Here is a 17949-nt window from a genome sequence, read left to right as displayed (position 1 = left end):
ATTGGGGGTAAACATTTAATATCTGTTCGACACAAGAGTTTCCCATGGACACACAACAGAGTTTAATGCTGAAGAAGTATGTTGATCTTGTGTTTCGCTGGAAGTATCTGCTGCTGTTGCTGTTTGTGGTTGGCCTGGTGGGTGGAATGGTGAGTTACATAATCACCCCGAAGACATACATGGCAACATCTTTGCTGAGTTATCAGCAGCCGCAGATAAGTCCCAACAAGACGCCCCGTGATGTAACTGCACGAATTCGTGACGTGGTCAGTACACTCACGCAGATTGTAACCTCCAGAACAAATTTAGAAGAGATAATCAAGAGCTTTGATCTATACAGAGATGCTCGCGAGGAATATCCAATGGAAGATGTCATTAATATGATGCGGATGGATATTTCGATCGAACCTTCCCGTCGTGGTGACACTTTTGAGATTTCGTTTAGTGGGGAGGACCAGGGAAAGGTTGCTAAGGTCGCAAATGCTTTAGCCGCGAAATTCATTGAGGAGAACCTCAAATACCGTGAAGAGCGAGCCAGTGAGACCTCGGAATATACGAGTAACAGGCTTGAGATGGCAAAGAGAACGATGGATGTCAAAGAAGCGACCATGCGGGATTATAAGCTCAAATACTATAACGAAATGCCAGAGCAGAGGGGGGTCAACGTAGAGCGGCTGACCTCCCTCCAGGAACAGTATCAAGGCACGCAGGAGAGCATGCTGGCACTGGAGCGTACCCGGGTATTGATTCAAGATCAGGTGGCCGCCAGAAAAGAAATGCTGGAGGGGGAGAAGATTGCTCTAATTGGTGAAAACGGCAATATCTCAAGAAAAGGGCTAGATTCCCGCGCCCAGTATCTGGAACGATTAAGACTTACATTAGAGTCGCTGGAAGTTAAATATAAGCCCAACCACCCGGAGATCAAAAGGGTCAAGAAGATGATTTCCAAATTCGAGCAGGAGACTCGTGATAGCGGTGAAGAATCATCTTCTGGAAGTGATCAGATTCGGGACGAAGTACTCATGAAGTTACAGGCTCAACTTTCTAACGTTGACTTCAGCATGGAGACTATAGCGAGGGAAAAAGAACAGTTAAGCGAAAAAATCAAGCAATATGAAGAATGGATTGCAGCTGCTCCCGTGAGGGAGGCGGAATGGTCTGGATTGACGCGGGAATATGCACAACTCAAACATCACTATGATCAACTTGTCGCGCTAAATCTTGAAGCGAAATCCATGCTGAACCTCGAGCGTAGACAAAAAGGAAATCAGTTCAAGATAGTAGATCCGGCAAGATTTCCCGAAAAGCCGGTAAAGCCAGATTTTTTGAAAACAATGTTAGTTGCGCTGGGTGCGGTTCTGGTAATGGGATGTGGATTTATTCTGATAACAGATTTTCTTGACGGATCTTTCAGGGAGTCTGAGGAACTGGAGCAATATTTTGGGGTGCCGCTGATAACAACCATTTCGTCTATTCAAACCAATGCAGAAAAACGAAGAGGGACAATTACCTCTATAATGAAAATCGCGGGGGTATCTGTTTGTTTTGTGCTCGTCATAGCTTTGTATTGGTACATGTTTGCCAAGGGAATTGTGGTGGTTTAGTTAAGGTGGTACTAGGATAAAATATGCTGCTGAATTGGTATTCGAGCAATGACAACCAAGGCTGACACATTACATAAGCAAAGGTACAGGTTATGGGTAATATAGCAGATGCGTTGAAAAAGGCGGGGGTTGATCTGGGTGCAAAGGACGATGACATTCAGGAGCCAACGGAAAAGCAGGAAGTTGCTGTTTCAGAGAGCGAAAAACTTGATGCCGTTGTCCCAATCCGTGAAATGGTGCGAGAGTTGCCTACAACGGATTCGCCTCGTGATGTCGAGAGAGGCCATATTACCGATGAAGCAGGATATGCAGATAACTGGGATGAGAGAATACGCTTGGTTATGGAGAAAAACAGCCAATCTGCTGAGTCGTTCAGGGTGTTACGGTCCTCTATTCTTCACCCGGAAGATGGCAAGCCCGGTGCCAGAACAATTCTCATTGCCTCCAGTGCGCCACAGGAAGGTAAAAGCTTTGTTGCTGCAAACCTGGCCGTCGCCTTTGCGCGTGGTCTAGATCAGTATGCACTTTTAGTTGATTGTGATCTGAGAAGGCCAAGTGTGGCAAGTTTGCTTGGTATCAGTGGCAGGGTTGAGAATGGCCTTTCGGAATATCTGCAGGGCAAGGTCGAGATTCAGGATATTCTAATGAATACGTCGGTGTCAAAACTTTCTGTTTTACCCAGTGGACATCCACCAGCAAACCCTGCGGAACTCTTATCTTCAGAGAGAATGGGCAGACTGATCGATGAATTGTCTGACAGGTATCCGGATCGGTTTATTATTTTTGACAGCGCACCCTTTTTAGTCGCTTCCGAATCCAATGTGCTGACCAGGAAAGTGGATGGAGTTGTCATTGTGGTGCGTTATGGCAAATCTGACCGGCAGAAGATTAAAGCCATGATTCATTCAATAGGTGAAGAAAAAGTGATTGGTGTGGTATTTAACGGGCAGGAAGAAGGATATATCAAAAAGAAAGTATTTGACCGGTACGCTCAGTATGGTGATTACTATAAGGCGAAGAAAAACTAGCGACTGTTAGAGCGACCAATTTCCCTAAAAAAGATGGTATCTCGGCGCCCAACCCGGGGTGAGGTGCTATTTTCAACGCCTGCGCACTTTCTTTCGGGTGGCAGTTGCGCGGATGTCATTATGCCTGACTCGCGGGTTGCTGTTTTTCCCTTCAAGGAGCTTGCGTTGTTTCATACGCTCGCTCGAATTTTTGGCTACATAAATTGGTTTTTTGTCAATTCTGCTCAGGCCGGTTACATACATGGCCGTCGATAATGTGCCAGGAGTTGGGGTGAAATCCTGAAACTGTTTTAGCGGCAGACCGAGCTTGCCCATATCATTTGCCAACTGCGTAGCGTGCTGATCCCGGCAGCCAGGGTGAGAGCTGATCACATAGGGAACAACCTTAAGGTTCTTGCCTAAGGATTTTGCCAATGCCCTACTGTGATTGATGAATTTGGTCAGGAGAGCATGAGGCTCTTTATGCATCAGCTTTAACACTTCTTTGCTGCTGTGCTCCGGTGCGATTTTCATCGTACCGGGGATATGGTGTAGGATGAGTTCTCGCAGCAGTGAAGGTGTACGCAATAAAAGCTCCATTCTCAAGCCTGAAGAAATGAAAACGTGCCTGACATTGTCTATGGAGGCGACCTTCGCAAGAAGAGATAAAAAACGTTCTTCGTCAATCACCAGATGCTTGCATATTTGCGGGTAGAGGCAGTCCTTTTTCTTACATCCACCAATTGCACAGGAAGTCCCGTACAGGTTTGCGGTAGGACCTCCCAGATCGCTGATGGTGCCGCTGAAAGAAGGTGAGGCGGCCAGCGTTTTGCATTCCCTGGTAATCGATTCAACCGACCTGTTCTGGATGGTAGCACCCTGATGCCTGGTTATGGCACAAAACGAGCAGTTACCAGAGCAACCACGGACGATGGTGACTGAATCCTTGATCATCCGATAAGCGGGAACATCAGGTGATTGCGGATGTGGCAATCTCGTGTATGGAAGCTCATACAACGAATCGAGTTCTCTAACTGTGAGGCTTTTCGCGCCAGGGTGCTGGACAACCCAATGGGTCTGTTGCTTTTGCAGTACTATTTTATCTGATCCGGCCCGGGAGTGTTTATCCAGAGCAAGCTCAGCATCCAGAAATAATTTCTTGTCTCCCTGAATCTCAGTTAAAGAAGGTAACACCAGAAAGTCATTGGAGTCTGGTGCGGACCAACCTGCAAAGCGCCTGTTAAGCTCGTTTTCAGTGAGCCTCTCACAGCTACCGTAAATTCCCTGCAGCGGTTTTCCCGATTGGCATTTTCGAGCTATATCAAGAACTGCATGTTCCCCCATCCCATAAACGACCAGGTCAGCCTTGGCGTCTGTCAGAAAAGAGCTTCTTATCCTGTTTTGTTTGTAATCATAATGAACAAACCTGCGAAGGGAGGCCTCAAGCCCACCGAGAACGATTGGCGTATCTTTATAGCAGGATCGAGCCAGATTGGCATAAATCAGCGATGCTCGATCCGGGCGATACCTGTTGTTCTTGTTTTTCTCCTTGGAGCGCCATCCATTTCCACCGGGTGAATAGGCATCGGTCTCTCGAACTTTACCGTTACCTGTGTAGTTGGCAACTATGGAATCAAGATTACCTGCAGTAATTCCGCAATATAAGTTAGGAGCAGGGAAGCGTTGGAAGTCACTGGGAGAGTCGTATCGAGGCTGGGACAGGATGGCCACTCTATAACCGTAATGTTCAAGAAAACGGCCAATAAGGGCTACACCAAAAGACGGATGGTCAATGTATGCGTCTCCGGTAACAAGGAGAATATCAATGCTGTCCCATCCACGCTGAATGCACTCCTCCCAGGAGGCTGGTAATGGTTGCAACTTGAGAGGAGTCATTTGTACTGCCAGAAAAAAAAAGTTTAAATAAAAATCTACATATGTCCGGCATTGATCAGCAGGTGAGCAGCGATTGAAGCTGCATACCCAAGAGCAATTACAGGAGTCCATTTTAAATGAGCGCCAAAAGTGTAAATTCCGCGAGCGCTTCCCATGAGTGCAACACCAGCAGCGGAGCCAATTGACAGCAGGCTGCCGCCTACTCCGGCGGTGAGGGTGACAAGAAGCCACTGGCCGTGAGACATTGTTGGATCCATGGTCAGTACTGCAAACATTACCGGAATGTTATCGACAATGGCTGACAATATACCAACCATAACATTGGCTGTGGTGGCACCAAGATCGTGATACAGGAAATTGGACACCATAGCAAGGTAACCAAACTGTGAAAGACCGCCTACGCAGAGAATTACACCGTAGAAGAAAAGGAGGGTATCCCATTCTGCACGGGCGATCTTTCTGAAAAGATCAAAAGGATGCGGCTGGGTCTTGTACGTTTGATGCGCTAACGGGTTATCATCGACATCATAATTACGATGTTCTTTCTTTTTAAGGTAGTACGAGAAGAAACCGAGGTAACCAAGTCCGAGCATCATGCCGGTTGCGGGTGGTAGATGCAGGAAGTTGTGGAAAGAAACCGCAGTGGCGATGGTTAGAAGGAACAGGATAATAATCCTCCTGGCACCGAGTTTCATGGTTTTAGTGTCACCAGATGCTTTGGGTTGCTTGTTGGCGACTGCAAAGTTCATGAAAATTGCGGGAACAAGCCAGTTGACGACCGATGGGATAAAAATAGCAAAGAATTCAGCGAACTGAACTTTGCCTTTCTGCCATACCATAAGGGTGGTGATATCACCAAAGGGTGAAAAGGCACCGCCTGCATTTGCGGCGATGACGATATTGATACACGCCAGGGTGACGAACTTCTTATCACTGCCACCAACGGCCATGGCAACAGCGCCCATAAGCAAAGCTGTAGTCAGGTTGTCTGCAATGGGAGAGATGAAAAAAGAGAGCAAGCCGGTCACCCAGAAGACCACCCTGAAGGAAAAGCCTTTGCCGACCAGCCAGGAACGGAGAGCCTGAAAGACATTTCGCTCATCCATACTGTTGATGTATGTCATGGCACAGAGCAAAAAGAGAAAAAGCTCTGCGTACTCCAGCAAATTGTGGCGAATAGCGACTTCAGCGCTATGGGTGTCTCCCAGGGCTGAGTAGGTGATAGCGACACATATCCAGATGACACCGGCAGCCAGCAAAACGGGCTTGGATTTACGTAAATGAAGTTGCTCTTCAAATATGACGAGCGCATACGCTGAAACAAAGAGAAGCAGCGAAAAGATTCCTAAAGCGGAAGTGGTCAATGCAGCAACATCAATATGCGAACTGCTGGCTCCGGCACTTGCATATGCAGTTCCGCACAGCGATGCCATAAAAGCCGTAATAAACAATAGCCTTTTCATTGGTAGATCCTTCAATTGTAGTGGGGTGCCAAAACAGTAAAACTGATAACGGGGCTACTATAACAGTCAAAGATATTGTTGACAAGCAATGCCGGAAAGAGGAGTTGAAGAAAAAAGGCCGCATTTTCTATAAATAGCGAGAAAATGCGGCCCAATAGATCGATTGAGAGTTGGCTGAAAATTAGCTTTCAGCAGGTATATATTGTGTCAGTGGACAGCTCTTACAACCTTTTTCAGGGAGGTCAGTGTTGGTGTGCACCCGGTCGATTAACGCGGCGACAGCGGCTTTGCTGTCAGCAAAAATCTCATCTTCACCAATCTTGGCGAGCAGGCCGGTACGCTCCATTACTGTGATAACCTGGCCCTTGATTCCGCACATGGCAAAGCCGAGACCGGCACTGCGTACCCGTTTGACGAGCATCTCAAGCGCCTCCTCACCAGAAGCATCCATATCGTTGATACCGCGGGCATCAAGCAGAATGTAACGGAGATCAGGCTGATCGGTACGAAATTTCAATACCTGTTCGTCGAGATAACTGGCATTAGCGAAGAAAAGAGCACCGTCGAACCGTACTACAGCAATATGGCGGCAACCCTTCAAGCGGAAGTGCTCAGCGCTCTTGAGTACTTTTTCTTCGTTCATGGACAGGCTGGCAACCACCGGTCTCATGGACTTATAAAGAAATACAGTCATGGAGAGTGCAACACCGACCATGATGCCTTTATCGAGGTGTGGTGCGAAATACAGGGTTATAAGGAAACTCAGTACTGAGATTGCCCCGTCATACCATTGTGCCTTCCAGGCGTGGACGAAGCCCTTTACATTGACAAGGCCGATTACCGCCATCATGATAACCGCCGCCAGAACAGCCTGTGGCAGATGGTAGAGGAGCGGGGTAAAGAACAACAGGGTGATAACAACCATCAATGAGGTAACGACCGAAGAAATACCAGAGACGGCACCGGCCTGCAAGTTTACAGCGGAACGTGAGAACGAACCGGAGACTGCGTAACTGGAGCCGATGGAACCAAGGATGTTACCAAGACCCTGACCAATAAGTTCCTGGTTCGGATCAAGTTTCTGGCCGGTCTGGGCAGCCATTGCCTTGGCGATGGCGATTGCCTCCATGAAACCGAGCAAAGAGATGATAATTGCGGTTGGCAGAAGCTTGAAAAAGGTCTTTGAGTCGAGCTCAGGTACAGACAGTGTTGGTAATCCTTCAGGGATTTTACCGACAATGGCGCCACCGCCCATGACCTTGATCTGGGCAGCATCCAGGACGTTGTTACCCACCTTGATTCTCCAGGTGCCGCCATCTGTGGTAACGTCTGAAGGGACATTATCCTTGGGATAAAAAGTGTACGCGCCATCAGTTTCTACTGCTTCAAACTTCATGTAGCGCAGTCCTTCCCTGATGGTGCTGGCTTTGTGCTTAAGTTCGGCCATTTCGGAAGTGAGAATGGCGATCTGGCTTTCTAGACGAATAATATCGATAGATTGCCCATGCCCTGAGCTTTCCTTTAGATTTTCCTCGTCAACCTGGAGCCCTACAGCTGCCCTTTCCTCACCGAGTGTTTGGATATCGCTGATGACACCGTTGAATTCGGTGATCGTTTCAGCCAGACCAGGAGCCTTCATGGCACTTACATCGACCACGGAATCCTTGTTGAAGCCGGTGAAGAAGGAAAAGACTGTAGTGATTGCAACAGCGATCAGCACGTTAGGTATACGTGGGTTGATCTTGCGCAGGCCAACCATGATAACAACAGCCGTTATGCCGTAGATAAGGGTTGGGATATGAGTGTAATCAATGGCAGCTTCTCCAACCCGGATGAGGGTTTCGTAATGGTGCTCTGCCTTATCGACATACACCCCGAAAAATTTGGAGAACTGAGAAGAGGCGATAATAATCGCCGCAGCATTGGTAAAACCGTTTACAACAGGATGCGAGAGAAAGTTCACCACCAGCCCCAAGCGAAGCACGCCAAGGGAGAACTGGAAGATACCAACTGTGAGTGCTAGCGCGACAGAATAGGCAATAAACTCTGCCGATCCTGCAGTGGCGAGCGGCTCAAGAGAAGCTGCTGACATGAGTGAAACGACAGCAACGGGGCCGGTTGCAAGTTGGCGACTCGAGCCGAAAAGCGCTGCAACCATAGGAGGTAGAAACGCTGCATAAAGACCATAATATGCCGGCAGACCTGCCAGCTGTGCGTAGGCCATCGACTGGGGAATTAAAACGAGAGCAACGGTAATACCAGCAAGAAGGTCAATCTTGAACTTGCCGCCGTCATAGTCTTTAAACCATGACAGGAAAGGGAAAAATTTAAGAATGATGTTCATTGGTAACCCTAAATAATAAATGTCAAATTAATGTTTGCATCAAGCGTCGTAAAAAGAGACTTTTCCTGTTTCCAGTTCATAATAAGCCGGAATTACAAGCACATCACCGTTTTGTACCCTGTCGGAGATTATCGGCTCCGATTCGGCTATCTTCTGGGCGATATGGCAGGCGAGTTCTTTTGATGCATCATTAACAACATCTGTACTGTCCTCCCGGACCTTCTTCAATGCGGTCTGGATAGCGGGTGCTACAGAGTTGATGTGGCCTTCGAGCGCTGTACCGCTAGCTACCGCGGCTACTGCACCGCAACTGGAATGCCCCATTACAATAACGAGTTTGGTGTTGAGATGCGCGACTGCATACTCAATACTCCCAAGTGAGTGATCACCGATGACGTTTCCGGCAACACGTACAACAAACAGGTCGCCAAGTCCCTGGTCAAAAATGTTGACCGGCGGAACCCGGGAATCTGCACAGGTCAGGATCGTGGCAATCGGAGCCTGGCCTTTAGAAAGTAGTTGGCGTACTTCCTCGTTGTGATTCGGGTGCTCGGGGACACCGTTCATGAATCGCTGATTTCCATCCTTCAAAATCTGCAGTGCTTCATTTGCCGTGGGGCGTTTAATAGGTTCGTTTCCCATGGTAAATCTCCTTTAAGGTTTCAAGTTCAAAAACTATATAAACTTCAAAGAGCCTAGGCTCTACACGTGCATAAAAGTTTGCGACCATCAGCAGGTTCTATTTTCCCATTATATTTGGAGACACTAATCAAAGCGCTCTGTGCTAGAAAGTCAAGAAAAATAGTCCGCTTATAGCGCACATATGCACGATTGGTAATATTTTTGTTAGTAAATAAGATTATTATGAGATATTCATAGCATATTGAATAAAACAATGGAAAAACTGGGCACTACAGCGTGTTCTATTATAGCGTCATTCAGGCTCTGGTGTGATGAATTGATGTTAGGTGACAGAGGTAAATTAAATGGTTGAGACTCATCCCTATAGGGTTGTCCTGGCAGATGATCATGTACTGATCAGGCATGGAATTAAGAATATTATTTCTCAAAATGATGACCTTGAAGTTGTTGGGGAAGTCGGAGACGGAGAAGAATTGCTGGAGCTCCTTGATAGGCAACCGGTTGATCTTGTAATACTTGATATAAGTATGCCGAAGATTGGCGGCATGGAGGCTGTGGGCCAGGTCAAGGCGAAGTGCTCATGGGTGAAAGTTCTCATCTTGACCATGCACAAAAGCAAACAGTATTTTTATCATTCAATGACTGCAGGTGCAGACGGGTATATGGTAAAGGACGATTCTGATGAGGAGTTGCTGATCGCTATCCGTAAAATCCAATCAGGGAAGAGTTATATTTCGCCATTTATTGCTGAGGATTTTGCAGATGATGTTATCAACACCTATCGAGGAGAAAGGAAAAGTCCTTTTCAGCAGTTAACAAAACGGGAGAAGGAAATACTCCAACTCGTCGTTGACGGCTATACCAGCAAACAGATGGCGGACAATCTGGGGCTGAGCCCGAGAACCGTCGACCACCATCGCTCAAGTTTGCTTCGTAAGTTTCAGATGAAGAATAGCGTCGACCTGGTGAATTTTGCCGTGCGAAACGGCTTTGTCACCCCTGTCAAATATTAGGATTAAACGAAATAGTTGTAATATTGGTGAAGTGAAACACAAATAATTGATGCGGAAATGTTACTAATTCAATAATTTTTCATTTTTTTTTGCATGCAGTAGGTATGTTGTTGCTGCTGTTGATTTGCTTAATTAATTGATATTATTATAAAAGTATAGGAAAGTTGAAGGTGTACTAGGTATATGTACCTAGCGAAAAACAGGTAATTGTCTCAATTGTATTTTCCTCTGAACCCATTAATAATGCTTGTGTTTATTGAACGAAGTTCAGATTTCTTGAGGGGAAAAAGGAGAGTACACGATGAACAAAGGGGAGTTGGTTGCGGCAATAGCGGAGACCAGGGGAATTACCAAAGTCCAGGCTGAGAAAGCGCTGAACATCGTACTTAAGAACATGGTGGAAGCCATGGAGCGTGGTGAGCGTGTCACACTTGTTGGCTTTGGCTCATTTAAGGTCGTTGAGCGCGCTGCCCAGAAAGGGCGTAACCCCCAGACCGGACAGTCTATTATCATTCCTGCGCACAACGTTGTGAAATTCAAACCAGGCAAGCGTCTGTGTGAAAAAGTTCAGTAAGCCTGCCTTATTTGAATTGAATCGAATCTGTTAGCTTCTGGTGAGGTGTGAACGATACAGCCAAATGCTCATACCTGTGAAAATCATGGCAAAACTGAGAAGTTGCCCCATGGTAAAAGAAGCAAACAGATAACCGATTTGCTGGTCCGGTTCTCGGACCAGCTCCACTAACGATCTCAAGACTCCATAACCTATGAGAAAAAGCGAGAGGATCGAACCGTGTGGCCATCCTTTGAGGCCTCGCCATGGTTTGCTTTTCAGTGACCAGAGGATGATGAACAATACAAGGCCCTCAAGCAGTGACTCGTAGAGTTGGGATGGATGTCTTGGTAAGGGACCACCGCCTGGGAATACCATCCCCCAGGGGACTTCAGTTGTGCGACCGAAGAGTTCACCATTGATAAAGTTGCCGATTCTACCAAGGCCCAGACCAATCGGGATCGTTGCAGCATAGAGATCGGCTGTTTTCCAGAAATCGATCTTGTTTTTCCTGGTGAAAATCCAGGCCCCCCCGATGAGGGCGATGCATGCACCGTGAAAGGACATGCCACCGGAGGTAAGGGCAAGCATCTGAAGAGGATTTTCCAGGTAAAAATCAAGATTGTAGAAAAGGATATAGCCAAGCCTGCCACCAAGTACAACTCCAAGCAGGAGAACGAAATTAAGATTTTCAAAGTGCTCTGAGAGTTCATTGTAGCCAAAGCGGCGTATCTGGTGCCGCACCAGGATGTAAGTAGCAATAAAGCCAAGCACATACATGAGTCCATACCAGCGGACCTGGAAGGGACCGCCGATATTGAATAGAACCGGATCGATTTCTGGGTAGGTGAGCATTGTGTATTATTGGTGTCTGCGGCGCCGGAGATGCACCTGGAGAACTGATATTGCTGCAGGCGTTACTCCGGAAATGCGTGAAGCCTGGCCGAGCGAGAGTGGCTTGATTGTACTCAACTTTTCCACAACCTCATTGGAAAGTCCTGACATCGATTGGTAGTCGAGTTCTTCAGGCAGTTTGACCGCTTCCATTTTCTTGAATCGTTCAACCTGTTCACGCTGGCGGTCAATATACCCCTGGAATTTGATCTCAAGCTGGATTTCGTCGCAGACATTAGAGGCGGCAAGATTATCCAGCCTTTGCTGTACCAAATCGGCCAAGGGGAGTTGGGCAAGTTTATGCAGATCAATTTCAGGCCTTCTAAGGAGGTCGGCAAGGTAATATTTTTGTTTAGCCGGGGTGCTGCCAAGTTCGACCAGTGCATCGCTTATTTCACTGGTTGGTCGTACCGTTTCAGTTTTGAGCAGTTCAAGTCCTTCCTGGATGGCAGCCTGTTTGGCAATGAAATGCTGGTAACGGTCCTGGTCAAGCAGACCTATGTCAAATCCTTTCTGGCAAAGCCTGAGATCTGCGTTGTCTTCGCGCAGCAAAAGTCTGTATTCGGCTCTTGAGGTAAAGAGACGATAAGGCTCTTTAGTCCCGAGGGTTACAAGGTCATCTATGAGTACACCTATATATGCCTCAGAACGATCAAGAATGAATGGTTCTTCTCCGCGAACATAGCGCACGGCGTTAATGGCAGCCATCAAACCCTGTGCAGCAGCCTCCTCATAACCGGAGGTGCCGTTGATCTGACCGGCAAGGTAAAGGCCATCAAAGCGTTTGGTGGCAAGTGATGGGCGAAGTTCAAGCGGATCAATGTAATCATATTCAATAGCATAGCCAGGTCGAATAATCTTTGCATTTTCAAGACCTTTGATTGAGCGGATCATGGCAATCTGCGTATTGAGAGGGAGACTGGTGGGTAACCCGTTGGGATAAACTTCTGTGGTGTCGAGACCTTCCGGCTCAAGGAAAACCTGATGTCTGAGCTTTTCCGGAAAGCGCATAACCTTGTCTTCGATGGAAGGACAATACCTTGCGCCAATGCCTTCTATTATGCCGGTGTACATCGGGGACTGATCAATTCCCTGCCTGATAACCTCATGTGTTGTTTCGTTGGTATATGTTATATGGCAGGGGAGCTGAGGCAGAGTATAGCGTCCTGAAGAGGCAAAGGAAAAGTGTGCAGGAGGCTGATCACTATGCTGGGGTTCCAGTTCTGAATAGTCGATAGTATTTGCATCAAGCCTGGGGACGGTACCTGTCTTCATCCGGCCAACCTGAAAACCCGCCTCTTTAAACCACTGAGCAAGTTTAACGGATGGAGAATCACCAAGACGGCCTGCTGGAAAATTCTTCAACCCAATATGCACGAGACCGTTTAAAAATGTCCCTGTGGCAACGATAACTGCGGCAGCACGGATCTCTTCATTGAGAGAAGTGGTGATGCCACAAACTCTGTTGTCTTCTACGATGAGGGAGTCGGCAACTGTCTGGCTGATCGTAAGATTTTTCTGATTTTCGAGTACAGACTTCATTCGCAGCCGGTAAAGGAGTCTGTCAGCCTGGGCCCGGGATGATCTGACTGCCGGTCCTTTACTGGTATTGAGCCTTCTGAACTGGATAGAAGTGGCGTCTATATTTGTTGCCATTTCACCACCAAGAGCGTCTATCTCCCGGACCAGGTGACCTTTAGCCAATCCGCCAATGGCGGGGTTGCAGGACATGGCACCAATTGTATCAGCGTTGATAATGGTTACCAGGGTATTACATCCCATCCGGGCACTGGCCAGCGCAGCTTCACAACCGGCATGGCCTGCACCAATTACTATTACATCGTAGTCGTTCATTGATTTTATTTGCTTATCCTAGTGAGTGCTGTTCAGCACAAGTTCAATGTTGATTTTTTTTCCACCAGATCACCGCCCAGCGCGGTGGTGTCTCACGGATAATTGTTATACTGCCGTCCGCGTTGGGCTGAGACTTTTGATTCAGGTAGCGCCTGACCAGTAACTCCTCTTCATCGTTCATGTCTTTCAACATCCAGCTATACGAGAGAAAGGCCTGGTCAAGACTTTCAAAATGTAATTCTTTTTCAAGCTCAATAATTACGACGTTTGGGTGTATATTTTTAGTATACAATGTATTGAGCGTATAGATATAATCGGGGCCGGACTGAAAGCTTCGGCCCACGGCCTCGTAGAGATCGGGATCGAACGGGGTAGGCGAAATCCGATCTACTATAAACACGTATTTGGCAGCGTAACTGTTAAGTTTGTCAATTGCTCCTGAGATGTCCTTGACGTTCAGGGAGCGGGAAGCAATTGTTATATCGTGTACGTTGATATTTTTTTGCTGCCAGTTATCCTCCCAGGCGCACTGAATGGTACGGATGTTTTTCAGTTGTTCTTTTCGGGCGTTTTGTTGCAGGATATCGAGCATACCGGGTGAGAAGTCGATGGCCGTTACCGAACAGACTTTTCTGGCCAGGGGGATAGCCAGAGTGCCAGGACCACAACCGATATCAAGTACAGTTGTTTCAGGCGTAAGCGGCAAATGTTGCAAAAGCAGACTGGTAAACGGGGAGTCGCTGTTGCGCGAGGCAAATGACGCAGATTTTTTATCCCAATCCGATGGGCCTTTGCTGGACCAGCCTCTTTTGTCACGGGCGTTTTGCCAGAGAAGGTTCCAGTCGAGGTCGTTATATGTATAATTAGCAAAGTCTGTCATGTGGAGGATACCGAAGCAATTGAACTCAGGAGACGCGATAGATCATGTATTTCGCCTGAAAGTATCATAGCGGACTGTTCTATGCAAGACGAGGTGTTCCTGACAGGTGAAAATGTTTGACAGTCTGTGACTTCTGTGGTTAATATTCATCTTTTGTGATTTTTAAATCCCCGGATAAAATTTGGGCATAACGCTATTGGGGAGGCAAGCTCTTATAAATCAAGGATGTACAGATTTAAAGAGCTCGACAAAGGCCTGGGAAATTTTAGAATACTCCGTGCAGCGCACGGATTAGTACAAGAGGAAGTGAATTATGAGCAAGCGTACTTTTCAGCCAAGCAACATCAAACGTAGTCGCACCCATGGATTTCGTGCCCGTATGGCAACTCGCGCAGGACGTGCAATTCTTAATGCTCGCAGAGCGCGCGGTCGTAAACGTTTGTCCGCATAACCGAGCTTTTTTGAAAAAACTTTCATTTCCCAAGGACTCTCAGCTACGCAAAGGCTGGGAGTTCAATAGGGTATATGACCAGGGCAAACGTTTGCACGGCAAGGGATTTTCTCTCATCTGTTGTCCAAACGACCTGGGGTACAGCCGGATCGGGATCAGTGTAAACCGGAAAATTCGGGGTGCTGTCAGGAGAAATCGCATCAAACGGATAATTCGAGAATCGTTCCGCTTGGAGCGGGAACTCTATCCGTCCGGTGCCGATATCGTATTTGCAGTCAGGCCTGACTTCGCATTCACCTCTCCCCTTTCCATCAGTAAAGCGGTTGAACCACTGACCCGCAAGTGGAGAGCAATACATGAAAGCTGAGATCAGAATATCTCAGATTCCCAAGATTATGCTCTTGTGGATGGTTCGCGGATATCAATATTTGATATCCCCATTACTTCCCCCCAGCTGCCGCTTTACTCCCACGTGTTCTGCGTACACAATCGAGGCACTAAAGAAATATGGTGCGATACGGGGGACATATCTCGGCATTCGTCGTATACTGCGTTGCCATCCATTTTCGAGAGGCGGTTATGATCCTCTGCGCTAAGCGGTTGCCGCCACACTTATTTAACTTCCATTCCACGGGATCATTTCTGTGGCGTAAATTCAATCGGTAAGCACATGGATATCCAAAGAGCCATATTGGCAGTAATTCTATCTTTCGCCATATTGTTTGGTTACCAGTACTTTTTTGTCGGGTTTGAGCCTGAGCAGACTCAGGTTGTGACCCAGGTGGAAGGTACCGCAGTTGATGGTAGCCAGCAAATAGCAACTCCACAAGAGACACAGGCGCCGGCAATGGTTACTCCGGTTCAGCCGGTTGTAATGCATCCTGAGGCCAGGGATATCACTGTGGACACCGATCTGTATACTGCAGTGTTTACAGAAAATGGTGGCGCGCTGAAGCGGATCTCATTGAAAGAGCACTTCCATACAATGGAAGAAAATGCTCCGGGAGAAGAGCTCGTCAATTCCAGCGATGCGGCTGGCTACCCACTGAAATTTTCCTGGGGTGGCGCGGTTGGTCAGGATCTGCTCTACAAGGCCACCAGCGAGGGCGTGACTTTCAGCGATGGCAAGGCCCGTCTGGTGATGGAAGCTGATGCCGGAGCAGGTCTTGTTATTACCCGTACCTACACTTTCGCCAAGGACAGTTATCTGTTCGATCTCGCGGTGACTGTACGAAATACCAGCGGCAGCGTTCTTCAGGGAATGCCGCAGTTGCAGCAAGTCAACACTCCATTCCTGAAAACCGGTAGTCCGGCTGATGGCTTTCTCTTCCGTGGGCCGACCAGTTATCACAATGGCGATCTCAATGAGGTGAAGGTCAAGAAGTACAAAGACGGCCCGATGACCCTGCAGGGTAATTTTGATTGGGCAGGTTACGGCAGTCATTATTTCGTAAGGGCCATTATCCCATATGAAGGGATCGGCACCAGTTACCATATGCAAGGTGATGAAGAGCTTACTGTCACCACATTGTCCGGAGATCTGGACACGCTTCAGCCAGGAGCCGAGAAGACCTATAGTTACGGAATCTACTACGGACCGAAAAAAGTGAAGGTGATGGAGGAGATCGGGCACAATCTCCAGAAGGCTGTAAACTTCGGATTCTTTGATTTTATCGCCCGTCCAACCCTCTGGTTGTTGAACTTCTTTTACGGATTTGTTCATAACTACGGTATTGCCATCATCCTGGTGACCGTTCTCTTCAAGGCAGTTTTCTGGCCAATTACCCAAAAGGGTATGAAGTCGATGAAAAATATGCAGAAACTTCAGCCGAAGATGGTGAAGATCAAAGAGAAGTACAAGGATGATCCAACCAAGATGAATCAGGAGGTGATGGGCCTCTACAAGACCTATAAGGTCAATCCACTGGGCGGCTGTCTGCCAATGGTGTTACAGATCCCGGTATTCTTCGCACTTTATAAGGTCCTGTTGCAGAGTATTGAGCTTCGCCATGCGCCGTTCATGCTCTGGATTAACGACCTTTCGGCGCCAGACAGATTGTGGATTGGTTTCGATATTCCATACCTGCACGGTATTCCAGTATTGACATTGATGATGGGTGCTTCCATGTTTATTCAACAGAAGTTCACCCCAACGACAGCTGACCCGACTCAGGCAAGAATTCTGATGTTCCTGCCGGTGATCTTTACCTTTATGTTTCTCAATTTTGCCTCTGGTCTGGTACTCTACTGGTTTGTCAACAACCTGTTGTCGATTCTCCAGCAGCAGTTGATCAACCGCGAAGTGGCGCAAAAGGCAGCCTGATTCCGGCAAATTCGCATCCGATCTCATGATGAGATCGGATCGCGGTAGCTGAGAAACCTAAAAGCAGAGAGAAGCAATGTCTGGTGAAAAAAAAGACTTTTTCGGAAAAGAAGTTACAGACGCAATAAAGAAAGCTTGTGAGACCTTAAACGTTCCACAGGAAATGCTTGATATCGAGGTATTGGAAACGGGATCAAATGGGATTTTTGGGCTTATTCGCAGAAAGGCCAAAATTCGAGTTTCCTTAAAGCAGGATGTCGATGAAGATTTCGCGAATGCGATCTCTTCAGCAAAACAGCCTGAGCCTGAAGAGACGGTTGAGGAGCAACACGCTGAAGAGTCTGTGGCTGATGAAACTCAATCCGTTGATGATGCTGAGCCAATTGCGAAAGCAGCTATCCCGGTCGAAGAAAAAAGCGAATCCGCTGAAATCGAAGTAGAGGCGGAGGCAGAGGCAGAGGCCGAGACTGAAGCAAGCGCTCAGAGTGTTGCAATTGTCAAGGCTCAGCTTGTACAATTACTTGAGAAGATGGGGTATCCCTCAGAGGTTGCGGTTTCCAATGAAGGGCTTGCTGTTGAATGCAATGTCAGCGGTGAATTTGAAGAGGAGCTCGCAGGTCCGGAAGGCAAAACCTTAGACTCCATTCAATACCTGCTCCGCAAAATGGTGGCAAGACAGTGTCCGGAGCGACTTCGGATCAAGGTCAATGTCGGTAGTTTCCGTGAGCGCAGGCTTGAAGAACTCAAGCAGAAAGCCGTAGAGTATGCTGCTAAAGTCAAGGAGACAGGCAAAACCCAGGTTCTTCCGGCACTTAACCCTTCCGAACGCCGCGAAATACATATGGTACTCCAGGAAGACAAAGAAGTTCGCAGCCGATCTGTTGGAGACGGACTCTTCAAAAAAATCCTTATCTACAAACCTGGGAAAGCCGGACGTGGCGGCCGCAAGAAAGGCGGTAATCGCGGTGGTCGCAAAGGCAGGAATGGAAAAAACGGGGCAAAACCCACAAGTGATGAGTAAGCTG

Annotated in this window: 16 protein-coding genes; 9 read left to right on the top strand and 7 right to left on the bottom strand. The window is 47.6% G+C overall.

Annotated elements, in window-relative coordinates; all coding sequences use genetic code 11:
- The first annotated feature begins 44 nt into the window (after positions 1–44).
- Positions 45–1604: a GumC family protein gene (locus ACN5NT_RS03165; RefSeq protein ID WP_419174487.1), complete on the top strand. Its 1560-nt coding sequence runs from the start codon at positions 45–47 to the stop codon at positions 1602–1604.
- Positions 1605–1696: 92 nt separating this feature from the next.
- Positions 1697–2632, top strand: coding sequence for a polysaccharide biosynthesis tyrosine autokinase (locus ACN5NT_RS03160; protein WP_419174486.1), 936 nt, complete (start codon positions 1697–1699; stop codon positions 2630–2632).
- 72 nt (positions 2633–2704) lie between these two features.
- Here the strand turns inward: ACN5NT_RS03160 and ACN5NT_RS03155 are convergent, their stop codons facing one another.
- From ACN5NT_RS03155 to ACN5NT_RS03140, 4 genes are all read right to left on the bottom strand, one after another.
- Entirely contained in the window at positions 2705–4507 is a 1803-nt protein-coding gene (locus ACN5NT_RS03155) for a YgiQ family radical SAM protein (protein ID WP_419174485.1), read from the bottom strand.
- Between the two features lie 35 nt (positions 4508–4542).
- Entirely contained in the window at positions 4543–5970 is a 1428-nt protein-coding gene (gene nhaD / locus ACN5NT_RS03150; protein WP_419174484.1) for a sodium:proton antiporter NhaD, read from the bottom strand.
- Between the two features lie 181 nt (positions 5971–6151).
- On the bottom strand, positions 6152–8314 hold the full coding sequence (locus tag ACN5NT_RS03145; RefSeq protein ID WP_136795140.1) for a SulP family inorganic anion transporter: 2163 nt from the start codon (positions 8312–8314) through the stop codon (positions 6152–6154).
- Positions 8315–8353: 39 nt separating this feature from the next.
- Positions 8354–8956, bottom strand: coding sequence for a carbonic anhydrase (locus ACN5NT_RS03140; protein ID WP_136795139.1), 603 nt, complete (start codon positions 8954–8956; stop codon positions 8354–8356).
- A gap of 344 nt (positions 8957–9300) precedes the next feature.
- Between ACN5NT_RS03140 and ACN5NT_RS03135 the strand changes: the two genes are divergently transcribed.
- Together ACN5NT_RS03135 and ACN5NT_RS03130 are read left to right on the top strand one after the other, a co-directional pair.
- Positions 9301–9969, top strand: a complete 669-nt coding sequence (locus ACN5NT_RS03135) for a response regulator transcription factor (protein WP_136795138.1) — start codon at positions 9301–9303, stop codon at positions 9967–9969.
- A 301-nt stretch (positions 9970–10270) separates the two neighbouring features.
- Positions 10271–10543, top strand: a complete 273-nt coding sequence (locus ACN5NT_RS03130) for an HU family DNA-binding protein (protein WP_136795137.1) — start codon at positions 10271–10273, stop codon at positions 10541–10543.
- A 30-nt stretch (positions 10544–10573) separates the two neighbouring features.
- On the opposite strand, the gene lgt is transcribed toward ACN5NT_RS03130, so the two are convergent.
- The 3 genes from lgt to ACN5NT_RS03115 are packed head-to-tail and all read right to left on the bottom strand — an operon-like array spanning position 10574 to position 14150.
- Complete coding sequence (lgt, locus tag ACN5NT_RS03125) at positions 10574–11377, bottom strand: prolipoprotein diacylglyceryl transferase (RefSeq protein ID WP_136795136.1); 804 nt, start codon at positions 11375–11377, stop codon at positions 10574–10576.
- 6 nt (positions 11378–11383) lie between these two features.
- Positions 11384–13270: a tRNA uridine-5-carboxymethylaminomethyl(34) synthesis enzyme MnmG gene (gene mnmG / locus ACN5NT_RS03120; protein WP_419174483.1), complete on the bottom strand. Its 1887-nt coding sequence runs from the start codon at positions 13268–13270 to the stop codon at positions 11384–11386.
- A gap of 43 nt (positions 13271–13313) precedes the next feature.
- Positions 13314–14150, bottom strand: a complete 837-nt coding sequence (locus ACN5NT_RS03115; RefSeq protein WP_136795134.1) for a class I SAM-dependent methyltransferase — start codon at positions 14148–14150, stop codon at positions 13314–13316.
- Between the two features lie 313 nt (positions 14151–14463).
- Between ACN5NT_RS03115 and rpmH the strand changes: the two genes are divergently transcribed.
- From rpmH to ACN5NT_RS03090, 5 genes are all read left to right on the top strand, one after another.
- The gene (gene rpmH, locus ACN5NT_RS03110; protein WP_136795133.1) at positions 14464–14601 is read left to right on the top strand and encodes a 50S ribosomal protein L34; all 138 of its coding nucleotides are present in this window, start codon (positions 14464–14466) and stop codon (positions 14599–14601) included.
- Positions 14602–14611: 10 nt separating this feature from the next.
- The gene (gene rnpA / locus ACN5NT_RS03105; protein ID WP_228721406.1) at positions 14612–14968 is read left to right on the top strand and encodes a ribonuclease P protein component; all 357 of its coding nucleotides are present in this window, start codon (positions 14612–14614) and stop codon (positions 14966–14968) included.
- A gap of 28 nt (positions 14969–14996) precedes the next feature.
- Positions 14997–15197 carry a membrane protein insertion efficiency factor YidD gene (gene yidD / locus ACN5NT_RS03100; RefSeq protein ID WP_228721527.1) on the top strand — a complete coding sequence of 67 codons (201 nt, stop codon included), beginning with the start codon at positions 14997–14999 and terminating at the stop codon, positions 15195–15197.
- A gap of 74 nt (positions 15198–15271) precedes the next feature.
- Complete coding sequence (yidC, locus tag ACN5NT_RS03095; RefSeq protein ID WP_419174482.1) at positions 15272–16924, top strand: membrane protein insertase YidC; 1653 nt, start codon at positions 15272–15274, stop codon at positions 16922–16924.
- Between the two features lie 76 nt (positions 16925–17000).
- On the top strand, positions 17001–17945 hold the full coding sequence (locus tag ACN5NT_RS03090) for a protein jag (protein ID WP_136795129.1): 945 nt from the start codon (positions 17001–17003) through the stop codon (positions 17943–17945).
- The last annotated feature ends 4 nt before the right edge of the window (positions 17946–17949 follow it).

It is taken from the genome of Desulfosediminicola sp. (assembly GCF_048381775.1).
Taxonomy (GTDB): domain Bacteria; phylum Desulfobacterota; class Desulfobulbia; order Desulfobulbales; family Desulfocapsaceae; genus Desulfopila; species Desulfopila ganghwensis.
This window is presented reverse-complemented; position numbering and strand designations above follow the sequence as displayed.

Bases quoted from the DNA above. Each gene is read 5' to 3' on its own strand.
- ACN5NT_RS03165 (WP_419174487.1), top strand. From the start codon at position 45: ATGGACACACAACAGAGTTTAATGCTGAAGAAGTATGTTGATCTTGTG.
- ACN5NT_RS03160 (WP_419174486.1), top strand. From the start codon at position 1,697: ATGGGTAATATAGCAGATGCGTTGAAAAAGGCGGGGGTTGATCTGGGT.
- ACN5NT_RS03155 (WP_419174485.1), bottom strand. From the start codon at position 4,507: ATGACTCCTCTCAAGTTGCAACCATTACCAGCCTCCTGGGAGGAGTGC.
- nhaD (WP_419174484.1), bottom strand. From the start codon at position 5,970: ATGAAAAGGCTATTGTTTATTACGGCTTTTATGGCATCGCTGTGCGGA.
- ACN5NT_RS03145 (WP_136795140.1), bottom strand. From the start codon at position 8,314: ATGAACATCATTCTTAAATTTTTCCCTTTCCTGTCATGGTTTAAAGAC.
- ACN5NT_RS03140 (WP_136795139.1), bottom strand. From the start codon at position 8,956: ATGGGAAACGAACCTATTAAACGCCCCACGGCAAATGAAGCACTGCAG.
- ACN5NT_RS03135 (WP_136795138.1), top strand. From the start codon at position 9,301: ATGGTTGAGACTCATCCCTATAGGGTTGTCCTGGCAGATGATCATGTA.
- ACN5NT_RS03130 (WP_136795137.1), top strand. From the start codon at position 10,271: ATGAACAAAGGGGAGTTGGTTGCGGCAATAGCGGAGACCAGGGGAATT.
- lgt (WP_136795136.1), bottom strand. From the start codon at position 11,377: ATGCTCACCTACCCAGAAATCGATCCGGTTCTATTCAATATCGGCGGT.
- mnmG (WP_419174483.1), bottom strand. From the start codon at position 13,270: ATGAACGACTACGATGTAATAGTAATTGGTGCAGGCCATGCCGGTTGT.
- ACN5NT_RS03115 (WP_136795134.1), bottom strand. From the start codon at position 14,150: ATGACAGACTTTGCTAATTATACATATAACGACCTCGACTGGAACCTT.
- rpmH (WP_136795133.1), top strand. From the start codon at position 14,464: ATGAGCAAGCGTACTTTTCAGCCAAGCAACATCAAACGTAGTCGCACC.
- yidD (WP_228721527.1), top strand. From the start codon at position 14,997: ATGCTCTTGTGGATGGTTCGCGGATATCAATATTTGATATCCCCATTA.
- yidC (WP_419174482.1), top strand. From the start codon at position 15,272: ATGGATATCCAAAGAGCCATATTGGCAGTAATTCTATCTTTCGCCATA.
- ACN5NT_RS03090 (WP_136795129.1), top strand. From the start codon at position 17,001: ATGTCTGGTGAAAAAAAAGACTTTTTCGGAAAAGAAGTTACAGACGCA.